19 protein-coding genes and 1 pseudogene are annotated in these 18,979 nt (G+C 62.0%); 6 read left to right on the top strand and 14 right to left on the bottom strand.

What is annotated here, in order from left to right; translation table 11 throughout:
• Window positions 1–61: 61 nt before the first annotated feature.
• The 4 genes from MU848_RS18725 to MU848_RS18710 all read right to left on the bottom strand — a co-directional run bounded on the left by MU848_RS18725 (window position 62) and on the right by MU848_RS18710 (window position 4,219).
• The gene (locus MU848_RS18725) at window positions 62–781 is read right to left on the bottom strand and encodes a dienelactone hydrolase family protein (RefSeq protein WP_247234827.1); all 720 of its coding nucleotides are present in this window, start codon (window positions 779–781) and stop codon (window positions 62–64) included.
• A gap of 146 nt (window positions 782–927) precedes the next feature.
• Complete coding sequence (locus tag MU848_RS18720; RefSeq protein WP_247234825.1) at window positions 928–1,455, bottom strand: porin family protein; 528 nt, start codon at window positions 1,453–1,455, stop codon at window positions 928–930.
• A 205-nt stretch (window positions 1,456–1,660) separates the two neighbouring features.
• On the bottom strand, window positions 1,661–2,659 hold the full coding sequence (locus MU848_RS18715; RefSeq protein WP_247234823.1) for a 50S ribosomal protein L11 methyltransferase: 999 nt from the start codon (window positions 2,657–2,659) through the stop codon (window positions 1,661–1,663).
• A gap of 228 nt (window positions 2,660–2,887) precedes the next feature.
• A complete protein-coding gene (locus MU848_RS18710; RefSeq protein WP_097090943.1) occupies window positions 2,888–4,219 on the bottom strand; it encodes a methyl-accepting chemotaxis protein in 1,332 nt (443 codons plus the stop codon).
• Window positions 4,220–4,387: 168 nt separating this feature from the next.
• On the opposite strand from MU848_RS18710, the gene sdhC reads away from it, so the two are divergent.
• The 5 genes from sdhC (at window position 4,388) to aat (ending at window position 8,541) form a co-directional block, all read left to right on the top strand.
• Complete coding sequence (sdhC, locus tag MU848_RS18705; RefSeq protein ID WP_201515030.1) at window positions 4,388–4,783, top strand: succinate dehydrogenase, cytochrome b556 subunit; 396 nt, start codon at window positions 4,388–4,390, stop codon at window positions 4,781–4,783.
• Window positions 4,783–5,172, top strand: coding sequence for a succinate dehydrogenase, hydrophobic membrane anchor protein (sdhD, locus tag MU848_RS18700; RefSeq protein ID WP_097090945.1), 390 nt, complete (start codon window positions 4,783–4,785; stop codon window positions 5,170–5,172). Before sdhC ends, sdhD begins: the two co-directional genes overlap by 1 nt.
• Window positions 5,172–6,974 carry a succinate dehydrogenase flavoprotein subunit gene (gene sdhA / locus MU848_RS18695; protein WP_097090946.1) on the top strand — a complete coding sequence of 601 codons (1,803 nt, stop codon included), beginning with the start codon at window positions 5,172–5,174 and terminating at the stop codon, window positions 6,972–6,974. Before sdhD ends, sdhA begins: the two co-directional genes overlap by 1 nt.
• A gap of 92 nt (window positions 6,975–7,066) precedes the next feature.
• On the top strand, window positions 7,067–7,498 hold the full coding sequence (locus MU848_RS18690) for a GFA family protein (RefSeq protein ID WP_281494542.1): 432 nt from the start codon (window positions 7,067–7,069) through the stop codon (window positions 7,496–7,498).
• A gap of 287 nt (window positions 7,499–7,785) precedes the next feature.
• Window positions 7,786–8,541, top strand: coding sequence for a leucyl/phenylalanyl-tRNA--protein transferase (gene aat, locus MU848_RS18685; protein ID WP_201515027.1), 756 nt, complete (start codon window positions 7,786–7,788; stop codon window positions 8,539–8,541).
• A 35-nt stretch (window positions 8,542–8,576) separates the two neighbouring features.
• Here the strand turns inward: aat and MU848_RS19095 are convergent.
• From MU848_RS19095 to MU848_RS18665, 4 genes and pseudogenes are all read right to left on the bottom strand, one after another.
• Window positions 8,577–8,747, bottom strand: a pseudogene (locus MU848_RS19095) (DUF2155 domain-containing protein); the annotation flags it as partial.
• Window positions 8,748–8,980: 233 nt separating this feature from the next.
• A complete protein-coding gene (locus tag MU848_RS18675; RefSeq protein ID WP_247234817.1) occupies window positions 8,981–9,379 on the bottom strand; it encodes an NADH:ubiquinone oxidoreductase subunit NDUFA12 in 399 nt (132 codons plus the stop codon).
• 51 nt (window positions 9,380–9,430) lie between these two features.
• Window positions 9,431–9,958 carry a DUF192 domain-containing protein gene (locus MU848_RS18670; RefSeq protein WP_247234815.1) on the bottom strand — a complete coding sequence of 176 codons (528 nt, stop codon included), beginning with the start codon at window positions 9,956–9,958 and terminating at the stop codon, window positions 9,431–9,433.
• Window positions 9,959–10,013: 55 nt separating this feature from the next.
• Window positions 10,014–10,538, bottom strand: a complete 525-nt coding sequence (locus MU848_RS18665) for a regulatory protein RecX (protein WP_097090950.1) — start codon at window positions 10,536–10,538, stop codon at window positions 10,014–10,016.
• 204 nt (window positions 10,539–10,742) lie between these two features.
• Between MU848_RS18665 and MU848_RS18660 the strand changes: the two genes are divergently transcribed.
• Window positions 10,743–12,464, top strand: coding sequence for a fatty acyl-AMP ligase (locus tag MU848_RS18660; protein WP_247234839.1), 1,722 nt, complete (start codon window positions 10,743–10,745; stop codon window positions 12,462–12,464).
• A 272-nt stretch (window positions 12,465–12,736) separates the two neighbouring features.
• Here MU848_RS18660 and MU848_RS18655 read toward each other — a convergent pair whose 3' ends face one another.
• From MU848_RS18655 to MU848_RS18630, 6 genes are all read right to left on the bottom strand, one after another.
• Window positions 12,737–13,192 (bottom strand): VOC family protein, encoded by a 456-nt coding sequence (locus MU848_RS18655; RefSeq protein WP_236575033.1) that lies wholly within the window; start codon window positions 13,190–13,192, stop codon window positions 12,737–12,739.
• 551 nt (window positions 13,193–13,743) lie between these two features.
• Window positions 13,744–14,493: a ParA family protein gene (locus MU848_RS18650; protein WP_201515021.1), complete on the bottom strand. Its 750-nt coding sequence runs from the start codon at window positions 14,491–14,493 to the stop codon at window positions 13,744–13,746.
• 137 nt (window positions 14,494–14,630) lie between these two features.
• Window positions 14,631–16,001 (bottom strand): class II 3-deoxy-7-phosphoheptulonate synthase, encoded by a 1,371-nt coding sequence (locus MU848_RS18645; protein ID WP_097090953.1) that lies wholly within the window; start codon window positions 15,999–16,001, stop codon window positions 14,631–14,633.
• Window positions 16,002–16,170: 169 nt separating this feature from the next.
• Window positions 16,171–16,530 (bottom strand): Rap1a/Tai family immunity protein, encoded by a 360-nt coding sequence (locus MU848_RS18640; RefSeq protein WP_247234813.1) that lies wholly within the window; start codon window positions 16,528–16,530, stop codon window positions 16,171–16,173.
• Window positions 16,531–16,637: 107 nt separating this feature from the next.
• The gene (gene cysS / locus MU848_RS18635; RefSeq protein WP_247234811.1) at window positions 16,638–18,140 is read right to left on the bottom strand and encodes a cysteine--tRNA ligase; all 1,503 of its coding nucleotides are present in this window, start codon (window positions 18,138–18,140) and stop codon (window positions 16,638–16,640) included.
• A gap of 59 nt (window positions 18,141–18,199) precedes the next feature.
• Window positions 18,200–18,823 (bottom strand): hypothetical protein, encoded by a 624-nt coding sequence (locus MU848_RS18630; protein ID WP_247234808.1) that lies wholly within the window; start codon window positions 18,821–18,823, stop codon window positions 18,200–18,202.
• Window positions 18,824–18,979 lie beyond the last annotated feature (156 nt).

Below are 18,979 nucleotides of genomic sequence, written 5' to 3'. Positions count from 1 at the left end.
ACGCCCTGCTCAAAGCCGATCGATGCTGGACGCAATCTCCAGCTTGATCATCACGGATACTCTAGCCGAACAGATCTGCCAGGAAGTCCCGCATGGACCGGAAACTGCGTTTGTCGGCGTCCGAATTATAGGCGAGCCCCTTGTCAGGCATGTTGACTGCATGATCGGTGAACGCGTGCCCGGTGTGACCATAGGCGTGGATCTGCCAGTCGCAGCCCGACTGCGTCAGCTCTTCGGCGAGCGCGACCGTGGCGGCCGGAGGAGCGATAGGATCATCCCAGCCATGGCATATCAAAAGCTTCGCTGTCATGGCGGCATTGGGAAATGGTGGCGCGTCGTACACGCCATGGAAGCTGACGCCACCGGCAATATCCGCGCCGCTGCGCGCCAGGTCGAGCACGCATTTGCCGCCGAAGCAAAAGCCGATCGAGGCTGTCCGGCTCGCATCCACTTCCGGCAGGGATTTCAGGTGCGCGTGTGAAGCCTTGACCCGGTCGCGGAGCAATGCGCGATCGGCGTTGAGCGCGTTCATGTAGCGCGCCATATCCGGATCATCGCGGCTGGTGCGCTTCCCTTGGCCGTAAATGTCGGCGACGAGCACCGTGTACCCAAGCGCCGCGACCTTTTCAGCATAGGCGAAATCCGCTTCCTTGGTCCCCAGAACATTGGAAAAGAGCAGAATGCCGGGCCGAGGTCCTCCTGCGCTCTTGTCCAGGACGGCCATGCTCTCGAAGGGGCCACCAAGGCCTTCATGAAGCGTGACGCGGCGGGTGATGGTCATGGGCAAGCCTCGCTCGAAATAACAGCGAAGCCGACATTAGGCTGGTGCAGACAGGAGACAAGGGCGCCTGTGCGCTGTCATTTCTCACATAAAAAAAGGGCGCCCTCGCGAGAGGGACGCCCTTTCTTTTTCTGCTGAGCCGTTTCTTAGAAACGGTAGCCGAGGATCAGCGCAGCCTGGTGACGCTCGGGGTTCACGTTGCCGATGTTCTCGTAGCGCGAATAGCGATATTCGGCGCGCGCGATGAAGCCCTGAACGGTCGTTTCCAGACCGGCGCCCAGGCGGTAGCCGTCGAGCTTGAAGCCGTCGTCGGCGGCATTCTCAAAACGGGCGTTGGTGTAGCCACCCTTGGCATAGGCCATGACGTTCGGCACGACTTCGCCGCCGATGCGGACGCCTGCATAGAGGTCACGATCAGTGCGAAGGCCGAGCTCCTTCACGTCGGAATCGGCATATTCGCCTTCGATGCCGAACACGGCGCCGTTGACGTTGATGTCATAGCCGATGATGCCGCCATAAAGCAGGTCGCTGTCATGGTTGACGGAGTTAACGTCCACATGATCCAGACCGACGACGCCGGCGATGTAGGGACCGGAAAACGGCACGGCGTCCTGCGCGAAAGCGGGGGCCGAAACGCTGGCAAGCAGCAGCGCCGAAGCGATGAGTTTTTTCATGAGGAGGCTCCTTCTCTGGGTTCCTGTTGTCGTTGGGCGCGCTTTAGAGAGGCTGACGGGGGCGAGTAAAGCTTCGCAAACAACGACATGCCGCATTGCACCACGCACTGTGGCAATGTTGCATCACGTCTTGAAAGTGGATTATCGTGCTCCACCAGCTTCCAGGAAAGCTGGCCAGCCCCGCTTTTTCAGGCCTGCATCAAAGTTACAGGCTGCCATATCCCGGTGCTTCGCCGCGCGCCTGCTTGTCTAGCCGGGTAGGGCGTTTCCAGCCGATGCGCGGGCGCTTGCGCAGCCGCAAGGTTGGCCAATCGCCATTGTCCATACGTTCCGCGAGGCGCATGCCTTGAGCCCGATAGGCTGACAGAACGGCATCCGCCTGCTCCTTCAGCAATCCCGCGAGCAGGATCGTGCCGCCTTCTTCCACCAGCGCACATAGCGAGGGCGCAAGTTCGATCAGCGGACCGGCAAGGATGTTCGCGATCAGCAGATCATAGGGCGCCCGGGTAGCGATAGCCGGATGATCGACGCCCGCCGCGACATAGAGCGCGAGCTGGCCTTGTCCCTTTCCGGCCTGGATTTTATTGGCGGCAGCATTTGCCGCACTGATATCAACGGCAACCGGGTCGATGTCGGATGCTGTGGCATAGGCGTTGGGCCACAGGTGAAGCGCTGCGAACGCAAGCAATCCTGTTCCCGTGCCGATATCCGCAACATTGCCAAAGCGCATGCCGACACGACGCATCCGATCCAGCATCTGAAGGCAGCCTGCGGTTGTTTCATGCTGCCCGGTGCCGAACGCCCGGCTTGCCTCGATCAGGAAGTTGACATGCCCCGGCTGTTCCGGATCGCTGGCAAGGTTGCGGATGTGGAAGCGCCCGGCGGTAACCGGCTCCAGACCCTGCTGGCTCAGCGTTACCCAATCCTCGTCGGGCAGCTGTTCGACCACCGGCTTGATACCATTCGCGCTCGGCACCAGCGAACGAAGAAGCTTGATCGCGGCGGGGCTGGGCTCGCCTTCGAAATAGGCGTCGAGTTGCCAGGCATTTTCATCGTCCGGCGTCGCTTCGCTGGTCATCAGCACCGGCGGCTTGTCCATGAGGGCAAAGGCCGCGATGTCGCCGTCCAACGCCTCCGCTTCGGCGCGGGTGCAGGGGAGGGTCACTTTCCAGCTTTGAGCGGATGAGGGCGCGGCATCGGTCATGGCGCGGCCTTTAGAACTTTGAACGGGAGAGGGGAAGCGGGGGCGCTTTTCCCTCAACCTGTTTCGTCATGCCAGCGGAAGCTGGCATCTTTTATGGATGGTGCGGATTAGCCGTGCAAAATCCCGGCATTGCCTGGAGCGCCCCTCGGGTCGCTAGGGTGACGGTTAGCGAGGGGCTCTGCAGGGCCCACCCCCGACCCCTCCCGCCTGCGGGAGGGGAGAAGTGGGTCAAGCCACTTGCCGTCCGAAATCGGACGATGCGGCGCGCAGGCTGGCAAGCTTGCCTTCGACGCTCATGAAGCCGCGTTCCAGCTGGTCTATTTCCGAAGCGACGACCTCCGTATCCTGACGGATCGCGGAAATGGTGCTCGACATGGAGTCCGCCGCCAGCGCCGTCTCGTCGACAGCGGCGGTGATCATGGTGACCGTCTGGGCCTGTGCATCCATCGCATGGCGGATGCGATCGGCGCTCGATTGCACTTCGCCTACCGTGTCGCGGATCCGCTCGTTGGTTTCCACCGACTGCCGCGTCGAAGCCTGAATATCGGCGATCTTGCCTGCAATCTCGTCGGTGGCACGCGCTGTCTGGTTGGCGAGGCTCTTCACTTCCTGCGCAACGACAGCAAAGCCGCGTCCCGCATCACCTGCGCGGGCTGCTTCGATCGTGGCGTTGAGGGCAAGGAGGTTCGTCTGGCCCGCAATGTCGCGGATCAGGCCGAGGATCGATTCGATCGATTTGGCATGTTCCGACAAGGTGGCGGACATGGTCACCGCATCTCCCGACTGGCGGGCGGCGCGCTGGGCAACGTCTGCGGCGCTCTCCACCTCGGTGCGGGCGTCCTCGATCGCGCGGATGAGACCCGCCGAAGTACGCGCCGCTTCCCGCATCGCAATGGCCGACTGTTCAGCCGCCGCAGCGACTTCAGAAGCCTTGCCGAGCATGCCGCGCGTGGCGGCGGAGGCGTCCTTCGCCTGTTCACGAAGCGATTCGCCCAGATGCGAAGCGCCGTCGATCTCGCCCATGATCCGTTGTTCGAAAAGGGTGCCGATGCGCTGGCGCTCGTTGCGCTGGGCTTCGGCTTCGTCGCCGGCAAAGGCATTGGTCATCATGCTGGCATCGACCATGCTGACCATCGTGATGATATTCACCAGCCGCTGACGAGTGGCGTCATCCGCAGCCTTTTGCCAAATGAGGCTCGTCAGCTTCTTGTTGGCTTCCGATACCGCCGTCAGGACGACACCCAGCGGCAAGCCGCGCTTGCGAGCCAGCCGCACACAAGCGATGCAACTGCCCGCCCAGCTGCCTGCTTCATAAAAGCTGAGCTTCTGCCGGACATATTCATGCGCTTCGGTCTCGATTTTCGCGATCGTCGAAGCGGCCAGCGTGCTGCGCAGATGCGACTGATCCATATAGCTGTCGAAAAAGGTGCGGGCCACGACCGACGAGGCGTCGCCTATCAGGTCACGAATTTCGCGAAGTCCCGCGGCCAATTCGCCGGTTGGATCGATTTCGGCCATGCTGGCGATCATTGCGCTCTTCGCTGGTGCGACGGACGTCATATGCGGCAAACCTCAATTGTCTTGTTCGTGTCCGAGGTCATAGCGCGATCTGGTTAATCAGTTCTTAGCCGAGATCGCCCGCCCGCGCGGCCAGCGCGGCTTGCCCTCTTGACCGATCGTGCCTAAGGGGACGGGAATCAGGGACAAGCATCAGGGACGTAGGTAGATATGGCGCGAACCACGAGCCGGCCGCTCTCGCCGCATTTGACGATCTGGAAATGGGGGCCGCACATGGCGATCTCCATCCTGCACCGCGTGACCGGCAACGGTCTTGCAACCGTTGGTGTGATGGGGGTTGTATGGTGGCTGATGGCGGCGGCGATCGGGCCGGAAGCCTATGCAAGCTTCATCAACTGCGCCACCTCGCCCCTGGGCTATCTGGTGATGGTCGGCATCAGCTGGTTCTTCTTTCAGCATATGATGTCGGGCATCCGCCACTGGGTGCTGGACCTGGGCGCGGGCTATGAACTCAACACCAACAAGCGGTGGGCGCTGGTGATCCCGTTTCTATCGACACTGGCCACCGTCGCGCTGTGGGCCTTTATCTTCGCGGGGAAATTCTGATGGGAACGGGAACCGGAATCGGCCGCGTTCGTGGCTTGGGCTCGGTGCGCCACGGCGCGGGCCATTGGCTGACGCATCGCTATACGTCGGTCAGCAACCTGCTGCTGGTGCTGTGGCTGATCTTCAGCCTCGTCAGCCTGCCGGGCCTGGATTATGAGAGCGTCCGCAACTGGATCGCCAATCCGCTCGTCGCCGTGCCGCTGATGCTGATGCTTGTCAGCGTCTTCTGGCACCTGCGCCTTGGCATGCAGGTGATGCTGGAGGATTATGTTCACGACAAGGGGCTGAACTTCTTTGCCATCCTGCTGCTCAACTTCTACACTATTGCTGGCGCCGCCGCTGGCATCTTCGCGATCGCCAAGATCGCGCTCACGGGGGTCGTCAAGTAATGACCGAAGCCTATAAGATCATCGACCACACCTACGACACCGTCGTGGTGGGCGCGGGCGGATCGGGCCTGCGCGCGACCATGGGCAGCGCCGAAGCGGGCCTGAAGACCGCCTGCATCACCAAGCTGTTCCCGACCCGGTCGCACACCGTCGCGGCACAGGGCGGCATCGCCGCGTCGCTCGGCAACAACTCGCCCGACCACTGGACCTGGCACATGTACGACACCGTCAAGGGGTCGGACTGGCTGGGCGACCAGGACGCGATCGAATATATGGTGCGTGAAGCGCCTGCGGCCGTGATCGAGCTGGAACATGCCGGCGTGCCGTTCAGCCGCAACGAGAATGGGACGATCTACCAGCGTCCGTTCGGCGGCCATATGCAGAATATGGGCGCCGGCCCGCCGGTGCAGCGCACCTGCGCCGCCGCCGACCGTACCGGCCACGCCATGCTGCACGCTCTGTACCAGCAGAGCCTGAAATATGATGCGGACTTCTACATCGAATATTTCGCCATCGACCTGATCATGGAAAATGGCGAATGCCGTGGCGTGATCGCCATCTGCATGGAAGATGGCTCGATCCACCGCTTCCGCAGCCATGCGGTCGTGCTGGCGACGGGCGGCTATGGCCGCGCCTATTTCTCCGCCACCTCGGCACATAGCTGCACCGGCGACGGCGGCGGCATGGTGCTGCGCGCGGGCCTGCCACTCCAGGATTTGGAGTTCGTTCAGTTCCACCCGACCGGCATCTACGGCGCGGGCGTGCTGATCACCGAAGGCGCGCGCGGCGAGGGCGGTTACCTGACCAACTCCGAGGGCGAGCGCTTCATGGAGCGCTATGCCCCCTCGGCGAAAGATCTTGCGTCGCGTGACGTCGTGTCGCGCTCGATGGCGATGGAAATGCGCGAAGGGCGCGGCGTGGGTCCGAACAAGGATCACATCTACCTGCACCTCGACCATATCGATCCCAAGGTGCTGGCCGAGCGCCTGCCGGGCATCACCGAAAGCGGCAAGATTTTCGCGGGCGTCGACCTGACGCGCCAGCCGCTGCCTGTGACCCCGACCGTCCATTACAATATGGGCGGCATCCCCTGTAACTATCATGGCCAGGTGGTGACGAAGGTCGGCGATGATCCGGAAGTCGTCGTGCCGGGCCTCTATGCAGTCGGCGAAGCGGCCTGCGTGTCGGTCCATGGCGCTAACCGCCTGGGTTCGAACTCGCTGATCGACCTTGTCGTGTTCGGCCGCGCTACGGGCCTGCACCTCAAGGAAACGATCAAGCCCAATGGTTCGCACCGGCCGCTGCCGACCGACGCGGCCGATCTGGCGCTTTCGCGTCTCGACCATTATCGCAACGCCAAGGGCGGCTCGCCGACGGCGAAGATCCGCCTTGAAATGCAGCACACCATGCAGAAGCATGCCGCCGTGTTCCGCGACAGCGCGCTGCTGAGCGAGGGCGTCACCAAGATGGCGCAGGTCAATGCCAGCTTGGCTGATGTGGCGGTCAGCGACCGCTCGTTGATCTGGAACACCGACCTTATCGAGACGCTGGAACTGGACAATCTCATGTCCCAGGCGGTCTGCACCATGGTCAGCGCGGAAAATCGCAAGGAAAGCCGCGGTGCGCATGCGCATGAGGACTTCCCGAACCGCGACGATGAAAACTGGATGAAGCACACCGTCAGCTGGTTCGAGGGCTGGGGTGGCAAGGGCGGCAAGGTGTCGCTCGATTACCGCCCGGTGCACGACTATACGCTCACGGACGAAGCGGAATATATCAAGCCCAAGGCACGCGTTTACTAAGACGCTGCCTCAGGCAGGATGCAAGAGGGGCGGGCTGCAAGGCTCGCCCTTTTTCGTTTATTGGGTCGTCTGACATATTGAGGGAGGTGGCGATGTCGAACCCAAACAGACATTCTGGCCAATGCCATTGCGGCGCGGTCGCGTTCGAGGTTGAGCTGAGCAATGGCCTTGACAGCGCCCGGCGTTGCACCTGCTCATTTTGCCGTATGCGGGGTGCCCTAGCGGTGTCGGCAAAGCTCGATGGTCTACATGTCGTGCGAGGCGCGGACATGCTTACCAGCTATCGTTTCAATACAGGAGCAGCCGAGCACTTCTTCTGCTCGCAGTGCGGGATCTACACCCATCACCAGCGCCGCTCCAATGCGAACGAATATGGCGTGAACGTCGCATGCCTCGAAGGAATGAGCCCCTTCGACTTCGATGAGGTTCCGGTGCTGGATGGTGAGAAGCATCCCAGCGATAATGGCGGACGCACGCGGATGGCGGGGGTGCTGAGGTTCGTTCGGGCGGGTAACGATGATTAGGGCGAGTGTTGAACGGGTGATATGTTGGGATTCTTCCCCTCCCGCAGGCGGGAGGGGCTAGGGGTGGGCGTGAGCGCAGCGAGCTTCCGGGGCGCTGTTCAAGAGCAATCTCCCGCCGTTGCGCTGGCCCACCCCCCCCTCCGGCCTGCGGGAGGGGGAATGGCTGCTATTCACCGACCCAAGACAGGCGGCCCAGGTGTTGCTGGTCCCCATCATCTGCTGACCCGCCTTGAGAATGGTAAACCCCCTCTGGCGCAGTGTCCCTCCTCTCGCTAAGTCTTCTTCCAATGACGATCGATCCTCTGGTCCTGTTGCAGGCCTATGCCATCGGCGTGTTTCCCATGTCCGATGATCGGGATGCGGAGGAGGTCTATTGGATCGAGCCCAAGCGGCGGGCGATTATGCCGCTTCATGGCTTTCACATGTCCCATTCGCTGGCCCGGACGATCCGCCGGGACAGATTCCGCGTAACGGCCAATCGCGACTTTGGCGGGATTGTATCACTGTGCGCACAGGCGGCGGAGGACCGGCCTTCGACATGGATCAACAGGGAGATTGAACAGACATACCGGCATTTGCACGACATCGGCTTTGCCCATTCGATCGAGGTCTGGGACGGCGATGAACTGGTAGGCGGGCTTTACGGGGTCGCACTTGGCCAGGCATTTTTCGGGGAGAGCATGGTGTCGCGAAGGACCGACGCGTCGAAGGTCGCTTTAGCGTGGCTTACCGCACGGATGCGCTTTTCCGGCTTTACCCTCCTGGACTGCCAGTTCATGACCGAACATCTCCGGTCCTTGGGCGCCATAGAGATTAGCCAGAAGGACTATCTTGCGCTTCTGGCAGGTGCGCTCGGTGAAGTGCCGCTCGGTGCGGGGCGTTCGTCAGCATTGGCTGGCGGTTCGGGAGCCTGGGCAGAACTGGCATTTGCCCCGCTGGCGGGGGACGCAGCGGCAGGGGGTTCGCCTTTGCTGCCCAGCTTGACCGTATCGGGGCCGCTTTCCGGCCAGGACATCGTACAGCTTCTCACCCAGACATCGTAAATCGGATGCTGCACGACATTGCGTTCAGGCCGCTCCTTGAACAGCCAGCCCGAAAAATTGCGGCGCCATTTGTTGTCGGCGGTACTGCGTACGTCGAGTTGGACGAAGGCGCCGGTTTCCTGGACATTTTCCCACGGCGCGCTGGTTTCGCAGGCCTGTAGCCGGACGATCGCGTCGCCCAGGCGCAAGGCGTCGCCGGGCTTCATTGTGAGGTCGGTCGTTATGCCGTTGCGCTTGTTGAGCAGTCCGATCACGGCCACCCGCTCCGCCATCGGGGTGCCGGGCAGGGCATCGGACCCGCCATTACGGATCTTTTGTCCTTCGATCTTCACCGGACCGGTGCGATTTTCAGTCGGCGGCTCATTGTCGCCGCAGGCCGCCAGTGACAGCAGCAACGCAAGGGGCAGGATCGGCAGGACCGCCCCCGCCGGGCGCAGGATCATGATGCGTCAGGGCTCCACGCTTCATAGTCGCCGGTTGCACGCTGACGCTGCGCACCCTTTTCGAGCGCGCCGGTCGGGCGGTAGGCATGGGGTGTGCCAGTCGCGTTGGGCGTGAAATCCCGTTCCCATATGCGCGGCGGAGGAAGGAAGCTTTCCGGCGTTCCCTCAATGGTGTGATGGAGCCAACCGTGCCATTCCGCGGGCACGCGGCTGGCGTCGTTATTGCCGTTGTAGATCACCCAACGGCGGGTGCGGCCGTGCACGTCCGTGCCGCCTTCATAATAGATGTTGCCCTGATGGTCTTCGCCCACCTTCTTGCCCTTGCGGGAGGTGTAAAATGCGGTGCCGATGGTCGCGCCATTCCACCAGGTGAAGATCTTGGCCAGGATTCCCATGCGCCAAGCGCTTAGCGCCTGCCGTGGGGCATTGGCAAGGCGGATATGGCGTCAGCGCGCGCGCGAGGGGCAGAAATCAAGCTCGCCGGGGCTCTTGATCGCGGGATCGACGCAACTGCCCCAGGATACGCTATCCCCCTCGGAAATGCCGAGTTCAGCGGCGCGTCCGCCCCGCAGTTCAAGGACGGCGGTCACCGGGACCCCGGCGGAAACCGGCACGCGTGAATAGGGCGCGGCGTTGGGGGCGATGAAGGCTATCGTGCCATCGGTCCGGATGAAGAGCATGTCCAGCGGGATCAGCGTGTCCTTCATCCAGAAGCTGGCGGTGCGCGGCGGCGTCATGGGGAACAGCATGCCGCCGTCCGCATCCAGCGACTTGCGGAACATCAGGCCCTTTTCCTGCTGCTGCGGCGTGACCGCGGTTTCCACGGCGAAGCGGTGGCTGCCGCCCTTCGTCCGGATTTCGAGCGGCAACAGATTGTCTTGCCGGGCTGCGGCGCTGGCGGCTTTCTCCGCCTTGGGCTGCGTCGGGGAGCAGCCAGCCAGCAAGGCGACGAGAAGGGGAAGAGCGATCCTCATGCCCCGCTGCTAGCCCAAAGCGGAAGAGGAGCGCCATAGATTTCGCCTCAGGCCGTCACTGGTCGCGTTCGGGCGGTTCCCCCGGAGCCGCGTCGATCCAGCGGCGCGCCGTTTCGAAACCATGCCCCGCCCGCAGGAAGGCGGCCAGAGCCTTGTCACGCTGCTTGGGATCGGCTGGTGCGGCGGCATAGGGGCCGAGGCGCTTCCGGCGAGCGAATCGATCGGCCGCGTCCCAGCTGTCGTTGGAAAGCTGCGTGTCCGCTTCTTCCCTGTCCGCATCGGCGATGCCGTCGGCACGGAGCGTCTGCGCTACCCGCCGCGCGCCATAGCCCCGACGGGTAAGCGCAGCACTTTTCATGACGGCAAAGCTGCGGTCATCGACATAGCGCAGTTCCGCAAGCCGTTCGACGAGCCGCTCCGGCGCGGGCGGGCCTTCGCCATCCCATCCACGTTCCTTTAGCTTGCGATTGAGATAGGCAAGCAGCTTCGCGCGGCTTGTTGCAAAGCGGCTGACATAGCGCAGCGCCAGATCGCGCAAGCTGTCGCCATCCAGAGGCGGTCGGGGGCGTATACCGGTCATGTCCGCATCTTCATGGCAATGGTTTATGCAAGCGCCGCCTTGATTATGCCACAGTGGGGCCGGAATTTTACCGCGCCTTATGCTGTAGAAAGCGACGCTGGAATGCAACTATCCGGTGCATCGCTGCTTCAAAGATGATAGCGGCCCCGCCGGAAGACAAGATGAAGACAATCGGGTGACGCCAATATGACGGGTTCGCAGAGCATGATGGCACCGACGCCGACCGAAGACAGCCTGCCTCGGCGCTTCTCCGATTTCGAGACCCTGGGCGAGGCGCTCGATTATGCGGCGAGCGGCCGGCGCGGCCTGAACTTCCACGATGCGCGCGGCAATCTGGCGCGGCCTTATCCTTTTTCGGAACTGCGCGACGACGCGATCGCTTGCGCTCAGCGGCTGATCGCCCATGGCGTCAAGCCAGAGGATCGCGTGGCGCTGGTCGCGGAAACTGGGGCGGATTTCGCGCAACTGTTCTTCGGGATCGTCTATGCGGGCGCATGGCCGGTGCCGCTGCCCCTGCCGACCAGCTTCGGCGGCAAGGAAAGCTATATCGACCAGCTGAACGTCCAGTTGAATAGCTGCGACCCGATGCTGTTCCTCTTCCCCAAGGAACTGGAGGAGATGGCGGGCGAGTCCGGGCGGCAGAAGAATGTCGAGAGCATCGCCTTCGAGGATTTCATCGCGCGCGAGGCCGTGGCTAGCGATCTGCCGCAGGCGAGGGGCGACGAGATCGCCTATCTGCAATATTCCAGCGGTTCGACCCGCTTCCCCCATGGCGTCGCGGTGACGCACCATGCGCTGCTGAGCAATCTTGCCGCGCACAGTCATGGCATGCAGGTGCAGGACAGTGATCGCTGCATCAGCTGGCTGCCCTGGTATCATGACATGGGCTTGGTCGGCTGCTTCCTGTCGGTGGTCGCGAACCAGGTGTCGACCGACTATATGAAGACCGAGGATTTCGCCCGCCGTCCGCTGGCGTGGCTGGACCTGATCAGCCGCAACGAAGGCACCTCGATCAGCTATTCGCCGACTTTCGGTTACGACATCTGCGCGCGGCGCATGTCGAGTCAGACGAAGGCGCAGGACCGGTTCGACCTGTCGCGCTGGCGCCTTGCGGGCAATGGTGCGGACATGATCCGGCCTGACGTGATGCAGAGCTTCGTCGATGCGTTCGCCGACGCGGGTTTCTCGCCGAAGGCGTTCCTGCCGAGCTATGGCTTGGCCGAAGCTACGCTGGCGGTCACCATCATGCCGCCCGGCGAGGGCATCATCGTCGAACTGGTCGAGGAAACCGATCTCTCCGGCGGCGACGCGACCGAGGGACGGCCGCAGCGCTTCCGGTCGATCGTCAACTGCGGCAGGCCTGCGCGCGACATGATCGTGGAAATCCGCGACGAAGATGGCGCGCCGCTCGGCGAACGGCAGATCGGCAAGGTGTGGACCACCGGGCCTTCGCTGATGGTGGGCTATTTCCGCGATCAGGAAGCGACTGACGCCTGCATGGTGGACGGTTGGCTCGACACCGGCGACATGGGCTATCTGAGCGATGGCTATCTGTACATCGTTGGTCGCGCCAAGGACATGATCATCATCAACGGCAAGAACCACTGGCCGCAGGATATCGAATGGGCGGTGGAGCAGTTGCCAGGCTTCAAGCAGGGCGACATCGCCGCCTTCGCCATCACGACGCCGGGCGGCGAAGAAGCGCCCGCCGTGCTGGTGCACTGCCGCACGTCCGACAATGACGAGCGCACGCGGCTGCGCGACCAGATTCGCGAGCGGGTGCGGGCGATCACCGGCATGAACTGCGTCGTCGAACTGGTCCCGCCGCGCACCTTGCCGCGCACCAGTTCGGGCAAATTGAGCCGGTCGAAGGCGCGCAACCTGTATCTGACAGGTGAGATCAGGCCCTACGACATCGCGGCCTGAGCAGGGCCTGCCTACGGGCAGGTCGCGCCAGATTGATATGGCGCGGGCTGGCGCTCCAGGTCATCGAAGGATGGGCAGCTGAGACCGGCTGATGTGGAAGTCTTCCGCCTAAAATGCCGTCGTGCTCGTCTGTGCGGGATGACGAAGATGGGTGGTTAGCGGAGCCTCCGCAATGCGATGGCAAGCAGAGGAAGCCGCCGTCGCGTTGTGAACGAGGAAGGTGGTGCGCTATCCGGAATCAAATTCTTATGAGCCCCGCTTGGGGCATGACCTTATGGCTGCTGCTTAGGATCGATCCGGACAAGAGCGACACCAAAGCCGCAGCTGGAATGCGCATCTAAGAAGAACTCTTGGTATCGGTTGAACAGACCATCAAGATGCTGATCAATTTCCTCTTGTGTGTAGTCCAATGAGTTAACACAGCCATAGCCACGATCCGATGCCCGCTTATGCGCCGCGTCCGCATCATCGACGCCGAAGCAGACGGTCAAAATGCCTTCTCCACGGCGAGCAAGAAATTGCGACACTGCGCTATCCTCTTCTCGGCCCGCCATCGGCGCGCACAACTCGATCCCCGCATCCCAAGAGATGGCGACATTGATACCGAAAGGCTCCCCCGTCCAATCAGCATCCATGAAAGTGGCACCTAATAGTTCACTATACTGGCGCTTCGACTTCTCCAAATTATGTACTGCGATTACAACGCGATCTACGCCCCTAAGCCCCATAAACCTCTCCAACTATATTTCTGGCATTTATTAGCTTTGCGCCGCACGTAATCAAGGCCGCGCGTAGAAGTTAACCTTGACGCGTAAGCCTAAATGAGCGGCAAAAATCGGCATTGCCCGCACGCTCTGGAATTACTTGGATCCGTGAGAGTTACCGGTCTCCTTTCACACACTGCTCGAGTGCTCATGAATCGCTAAGGTTGGTCGCTCCCGGACCTTTCACTATGCAGCATGATGACCACGCCTGTCTCATGGCCAAGTGTCACCCAACAGCCACATCCATATCCAAAAACCATCCTATTTCTCCAACAGGGCGCGATTTTTCCCTGTCCTATTTCCTGCCGGAGAGCCTAATCGCCGTGCGTCTTTGAAATGTCAGGTATATCGCGCCCTCACCTACACGCGCGCGCGGGTACGCGCGCGCATACACTGTGAACTTCGGCGGAAAACAAGCGCTTGGAGCCTTTCGGCCTGCCTCCCCGGTCCTACGCGGATTGGAGCGTCCAGCCAGTTTGATCGGACCTGCCAGCGCGCCGCTGCCCCGGCTGGGCTCAAGCCTTGGACAATTGCCGCTCGACTGTGGTCCACAAGGCCGCGAAGGCCTGCGCTGGCGGCGATGATGCAGCGAAGGAGCCTAGAGGCTTTCTCTGCACGGTCATCTGTTCGACCAGGCTCGCCATCGGGATGGCGGCCCAGCCGGGCTGTTCCTCCAGCGCTTTCCGGTGGAGGGCGCGGCGGCGGTCGACCATCGAATAGACGGGCAGGATCGGCGCATGCGATCCGCCGCGCTGGACGAGGTAGCGGGCGACTTCACCCATGGCCCGTTGCGACAGGGGGGACGGGATGACCGGGATGACGATCATGTCGGCGGCGCGCAGCACCTGCTCGCTGGTTTCCGTAAGGCCGGGCGGGCAATCTAGGATGATGCGGTCATAATCCCGGCCTAAGCTGTCGATCAGCTTGGCGAGCCGCTTCTTTTTATCCATTTCCCGGAAGAGATGGTCCAGGCTGCGCAGGGACGTGTCGGCGGCGATGAGGTCAAGGCCGGGAACGGTCGAAGGCTGGATGAGCTTGCGGACCTCCACATCCTTGCTGAAGATCGCCTGGGCAGCATCGCGGCTCTGCCTGTCGGTGGAGATCAGCCAGCTGGACGCGGCTTGCGGATCGAGGTCCCACAGCAAAGTGCGTCGCCGCGAGATGGTGGCGGATGCCCAGGCGAGATTGATCGCGAAAGTGGTCTTACCCACGCCACCCTTGAGGCTGTAAACGGCGATGGTCGCCAATGCCGGTTCCTTTGCCATGGGTGAAAGCTACGGCTTTGACCCGCCAAAGCAAGCGGACAATCATAGGTTAGTGACGCTGTCGTGACAGACGCGCGGACCTTATGAAAAATCCCGCCGGAGATGACCGGCGGGATTTTCCTGTTTCGACGAATGGATCAGGCCGCGGCGCGGCGTTCCTTCAGTTCCTCGTTCAGCATCTCCGCGAGCAGGAATGCGAGTTCGAGGCTCTGCGCCGCGTTGAGGCGCGGGTCGCAATGGGTGTGGTAACGATCGGCAAGGCCCTCGTCGGTGATGGCGATGGCGCCGCCGGTGCACTCCGTCACATTCTGCCCGGTCATCTCGGCATGGATGCCGCCACCGAAGCTGCCTTCGGCGCGGTGCACGGCGAAGAAGCCGCGCACTTCGGCCAGAATGCGATCGAAGGGCCGCGTCTTGTAGCCATTGGCCGCCTTGATGACGTTGCCGTGCATCGGGTCGCAGGACCAGACGACAGGATGACCTTCCTTCATGACCGCGCGAACGAGCTTGGGCAGGCCCGCCTCGATCTTGTCATGGCCGTAGCGCGTGATAAGGGTGATGCGCCCGGCCTCACGCGAGGGGTTCAGGATGTCGAGCAGGCGGATCAGCGCGTCGGGCTCCAGGCTCGGGCCGCACTTCATGCCGATCGGATTGCCGATGCCGCGTAGATATTCGACATGCGCCGACCCTTCGAACCGCGTGCGGTCGCCGATCCAGAGCATGTGCGCGGACGTGTCGTACCAGTCGCCGGTCAGCGAATCCTGCCGGGTCAGCGCTTGCTCATAGGGGAGCAGCAGCGCTTCATGGCTGGTGTAGAAGCTGGTCCCGCCAAGCTGCGGCACGGTTTCGGGCGAAAGGCCGCAGGCGCGCATGAAGTCGAGCGCCGCACCGATCTGGTCAGCGACGGCGTCGAACTTCGCGGCCAGCGGGCTGCGGCCCATGAAATCCAGCATCCAGCCATGGACACGGTCCAAGCTCGCATAGCCGCCCGTCGAGAAGGCGCGCAGCAGGTTGAGCGTCGCGGCCGACTGGTTGTAGGCGCGGATCATGCGTTCCGGATCGGGCTCACGCGACTCTGCTGTGAAGCCGATGTCGTTGACATTGTCGCCGCGATAGCTGGGCAGTTCCACGCCGCCGATCGTTTCCGTATCTGCCGAGCGCGGCTTGGCGAACTGGCCCGCCATGCGGCCGACCTTCACCACCGGCAGCTTGGACGCAAAGGTCAGCACCACCGCCATCTGCAACAGCACGCGGAAAGTGTCGCGAATGTTGTTGGGGTGAAACTCGGCGAAGCTTTCGGCGCAATCGCCGCCTTGCAGCAGGAATGCCTCGCCGGTCGTGACCTTGGCGAGTTCAGCCTTCAGGTTGCGCGCTTCGCCGGCAAAGACGAGCGGGGGAAACTGGCTGAGCTGACCTTCCACGGCGGCAAGCGCCTGTGCGTCACGATAGACGGGCATCTGAATGCCCTTATGCTCGCGCCAGCTTTCCGGCGTCCACTTCGCCGTCACGTCTTTTCTCCCAAAGCTATAGAAATAGGGGCCGCCCCTACGCTGATGTAGGGGCTAAAGCAAGTTTATACCAGCGGCGGAGGGCAAGGGGTGGCGCTGAGGCGCGGCGGGCACGAAGCGATATGGAGTTTGGTAAACCCGCAGCCTCTCCACCCGCCCTATCGCGGCGTCATTTCTCGCACGGATAGTGTCCGTTCAAGGCCACGCTGACCAGAACCGAAGCGGGCGCGTTGCGCTGGTCAGGATAGCGTTGGAGATAGGCAACGACGATCTTTCGCACTTCTTCGGCTTGCATCTTGTCGGGCCAGCAATTAGGGAGCGCGCGGCCGATGAACACGTCTTTCTTGATGCCATCCACCGCCCCGACGATGTAGGCGGTGCAAGCCAGCGCATATTCGGGCGCCTTGTTGCGGCACTTGGCAAGCAATGTGCTGCCAGTTTCGAACATGAAATTCTGCGCAGCTACCGGGGACGCGGCAGCGGGGCTTACAGCCGAAAGAAGCAGCGCCGCTGCGAGTTGCAATTTCATGGGTCGATGGTGCCCTTCCGCCATAATCCTGTCCAGCCGGACAAGCGCAATCGCGGCACGGCCTACCGCATCATAACGGTTTCGTAACTATATGGTAAATAACGACTTTACCCTAGTTCCAGCCGCCAATCCCAGCGCAGCGGGTCGCCGTCCATGACCTCCACTCCACGAGCGATCAAAAGGTCCCTGATCTCGTCGGACAGGACGAAATCCTTGGCGGCGCGCGCGGACTGACGACGGTCCAATTCCGCTTCAATCTCTTCAGGCGTGATCTGCGCGCCCTTGGGCATGATACGTAAGTCCGCCCGGCTAAGCTCCAGAAGGTTGAGGCCTAGGGCTTGATCAAAGGCGGCGATGAGGCAGAGCTTTTCATCCACCGGCACCTTCTTAAGCGCAATGGCTTCTTCCAGAAGAGGCAGGGCACGAGGCGTCATCAGGTCGTCGCTGATCGCTGCGTCAAATTGTTCGAGCAGCGGAGAAAGCTTGGGGTGCAGGTTGGTGCGAAGATAGTCGAGGCGCGGAGACTGCCAGGTCACGCCCTCTGCTCGCGCTTTGAGACCCTCGACAGCCATCACCAGCCGCTTGAGACGGGTGAGGGCCGCGCCGACGCTTTCCGCGCTGAATTCGAGCTCGCTGCGATAATGAGCGCCAAGGCATAGCAGGCGATAGGCGAGCGGATGGACGCCCGCGTCGATCAGCGAGAAGAGGGTGGTGAAGCCGCCCTTGGACTTGCTCATCTTGCCCTGGCGATCGACCAGGAAGTTGTTGTGCATCCACCAGCGCGCGCCAGTGAAGCCGGGCTGGGCGTCGGTGCAGCCGCAGTAGGCCTGATTTTGTGCGATCTCATTGGGATGGTGGATTTCGCGATGGTCGATGCCGCCGGTGTGGATGTCGAACGGATGGCCAAGGCGCGCCTCGCTCATTACCGAGCATTCAAGGTGCCAGCCCGGCGCACCTTTGCCCCAAGGGCTGTCCCACTCCATCTGCCGCTGCTCCCCGGGTGGGGACTTGCGCCAGATGGCGAAGTCGGACGGATTGCGCTTGCCCGCGACCGGATCGATCCGGGCGTGGGCGGCATCGTCCCGCCCGCCTGCCAGGGCGCCGTAATCAGGCACGCTGCTGCTGTCGAAATAGAGGCCGCTTTCCAGTTCGTAGCAGTGCGCTGGGGCTATCTTCTTCGCGAACTCGATCATCTGCGGGACATAGTCGGTGGCGACCGTCCATTCGCTTGGCTCGATGATGTTGAGGTCCGCGATGTTCTGCTTGAACGCGTCGGTATAATGCGCCGCTATGTCCCAGATGCTTTTTGCCTGAGCGCGGGCGGCAGCCTCCATTTTATCATCGCCCGCGTCTGCGTCGCTCGTCAGGTGCCCGACATCGGTGATGTTGATGATGTGGGTGACGTGCATGCCTTTCCACAGCAATGTACGGCGCAGCGTGTCAGTGAACACATAAGCGCGCAGATTGCCGAGATGAGCGTAGTTGTAGACGGTCGGGCCGCAACTGTAGACGCGCGCATGGCCAGGGTCGATCGGGGCAAAAGGTTCGACGGCGCGGGTAAGGCTGTTGAACAGGCGCAGCGGGGCGTCGGCATGCTGATCATGGGGCATGGTGAAGCCATGTCGCGAACCGCATCGGGGGTCAACAGCGGACTATCGCCTGATAAGCGCTATTTCTTCAGCGAGCGAGACGTTTGAAAACGGACGAGGGCGGATTGGATGGATGAGACGGGTTGGCTCTGGCCATCGTAGGCGACAGGTGGATTGTAGCTTTGCGTCAGCTGATGGCATGCGATAGCGCCCAACTGTCCAAGTTCTTGAAGTGGGGACGAGCCGCCGGGCAGGGGCGCGCAATCGGCAATTCGTCCATCGGCAGAGACCTCAAGTGCAACGCGAATATCCGCCGGATCTGGCGATCCGGAAGGCAACCGTTCCACGGTCAGCGCCACGACATGTTTTGGCGGTGCAGGCGGCAGGTTTTTCGCGGGAATGCGGAAGGTGATCCGGTGAAGATACAGGCCCGTCGTGGCTTGCCCTTTCCTGTCCATCGCCGGACTGAAACGGGCACGCTGCATAACCGTTTCACAAACGGATCGGGAGAAGGCCGATGGGCGGACAGGATCGCACCGTAACGGCATTCCGGACAAAGATGTCGTGATATGGGCGAGAAAATAGCCCCGCTCCGCCACTTGCAGGGAGGTTGGAGGATAATCTTCTTCTCTGATCCAATCAGCTGCGTTGATGGGGTGCGGAGGCGTCAATTGCGCGGCGGCGAGAAGAAAAAGGGGGGCCATGCTTCACCTTATCTTTGTATGAGAATGATAATCAATATCTATTATTCCATTGTAACAAATTGTTTCCAGCGGGCCGATCTCTTGCCTTCATGCGTTCGACCTCCAATATTGCTTGTGCGGGCCGGGCCCCTCTGGCGGTTGGATAATCCAATCGTG

Source organism: Sphingobium agri (assembly GCF_023051225.1).
In the GTDB taxonomy this organism is placed as follows: domain Bacteria; phylum Pseudomonadota; class Alphaproteobacteria; order Sphingomonadales; family Sphingomonadaceae; genus Sphingobium; species Sphingobium agri.
The sequence above is the reverse complement of the archived record's forward strand: the minus strand, read 5'-3'. Positions and strand labels throughout refer to the sequence as shown.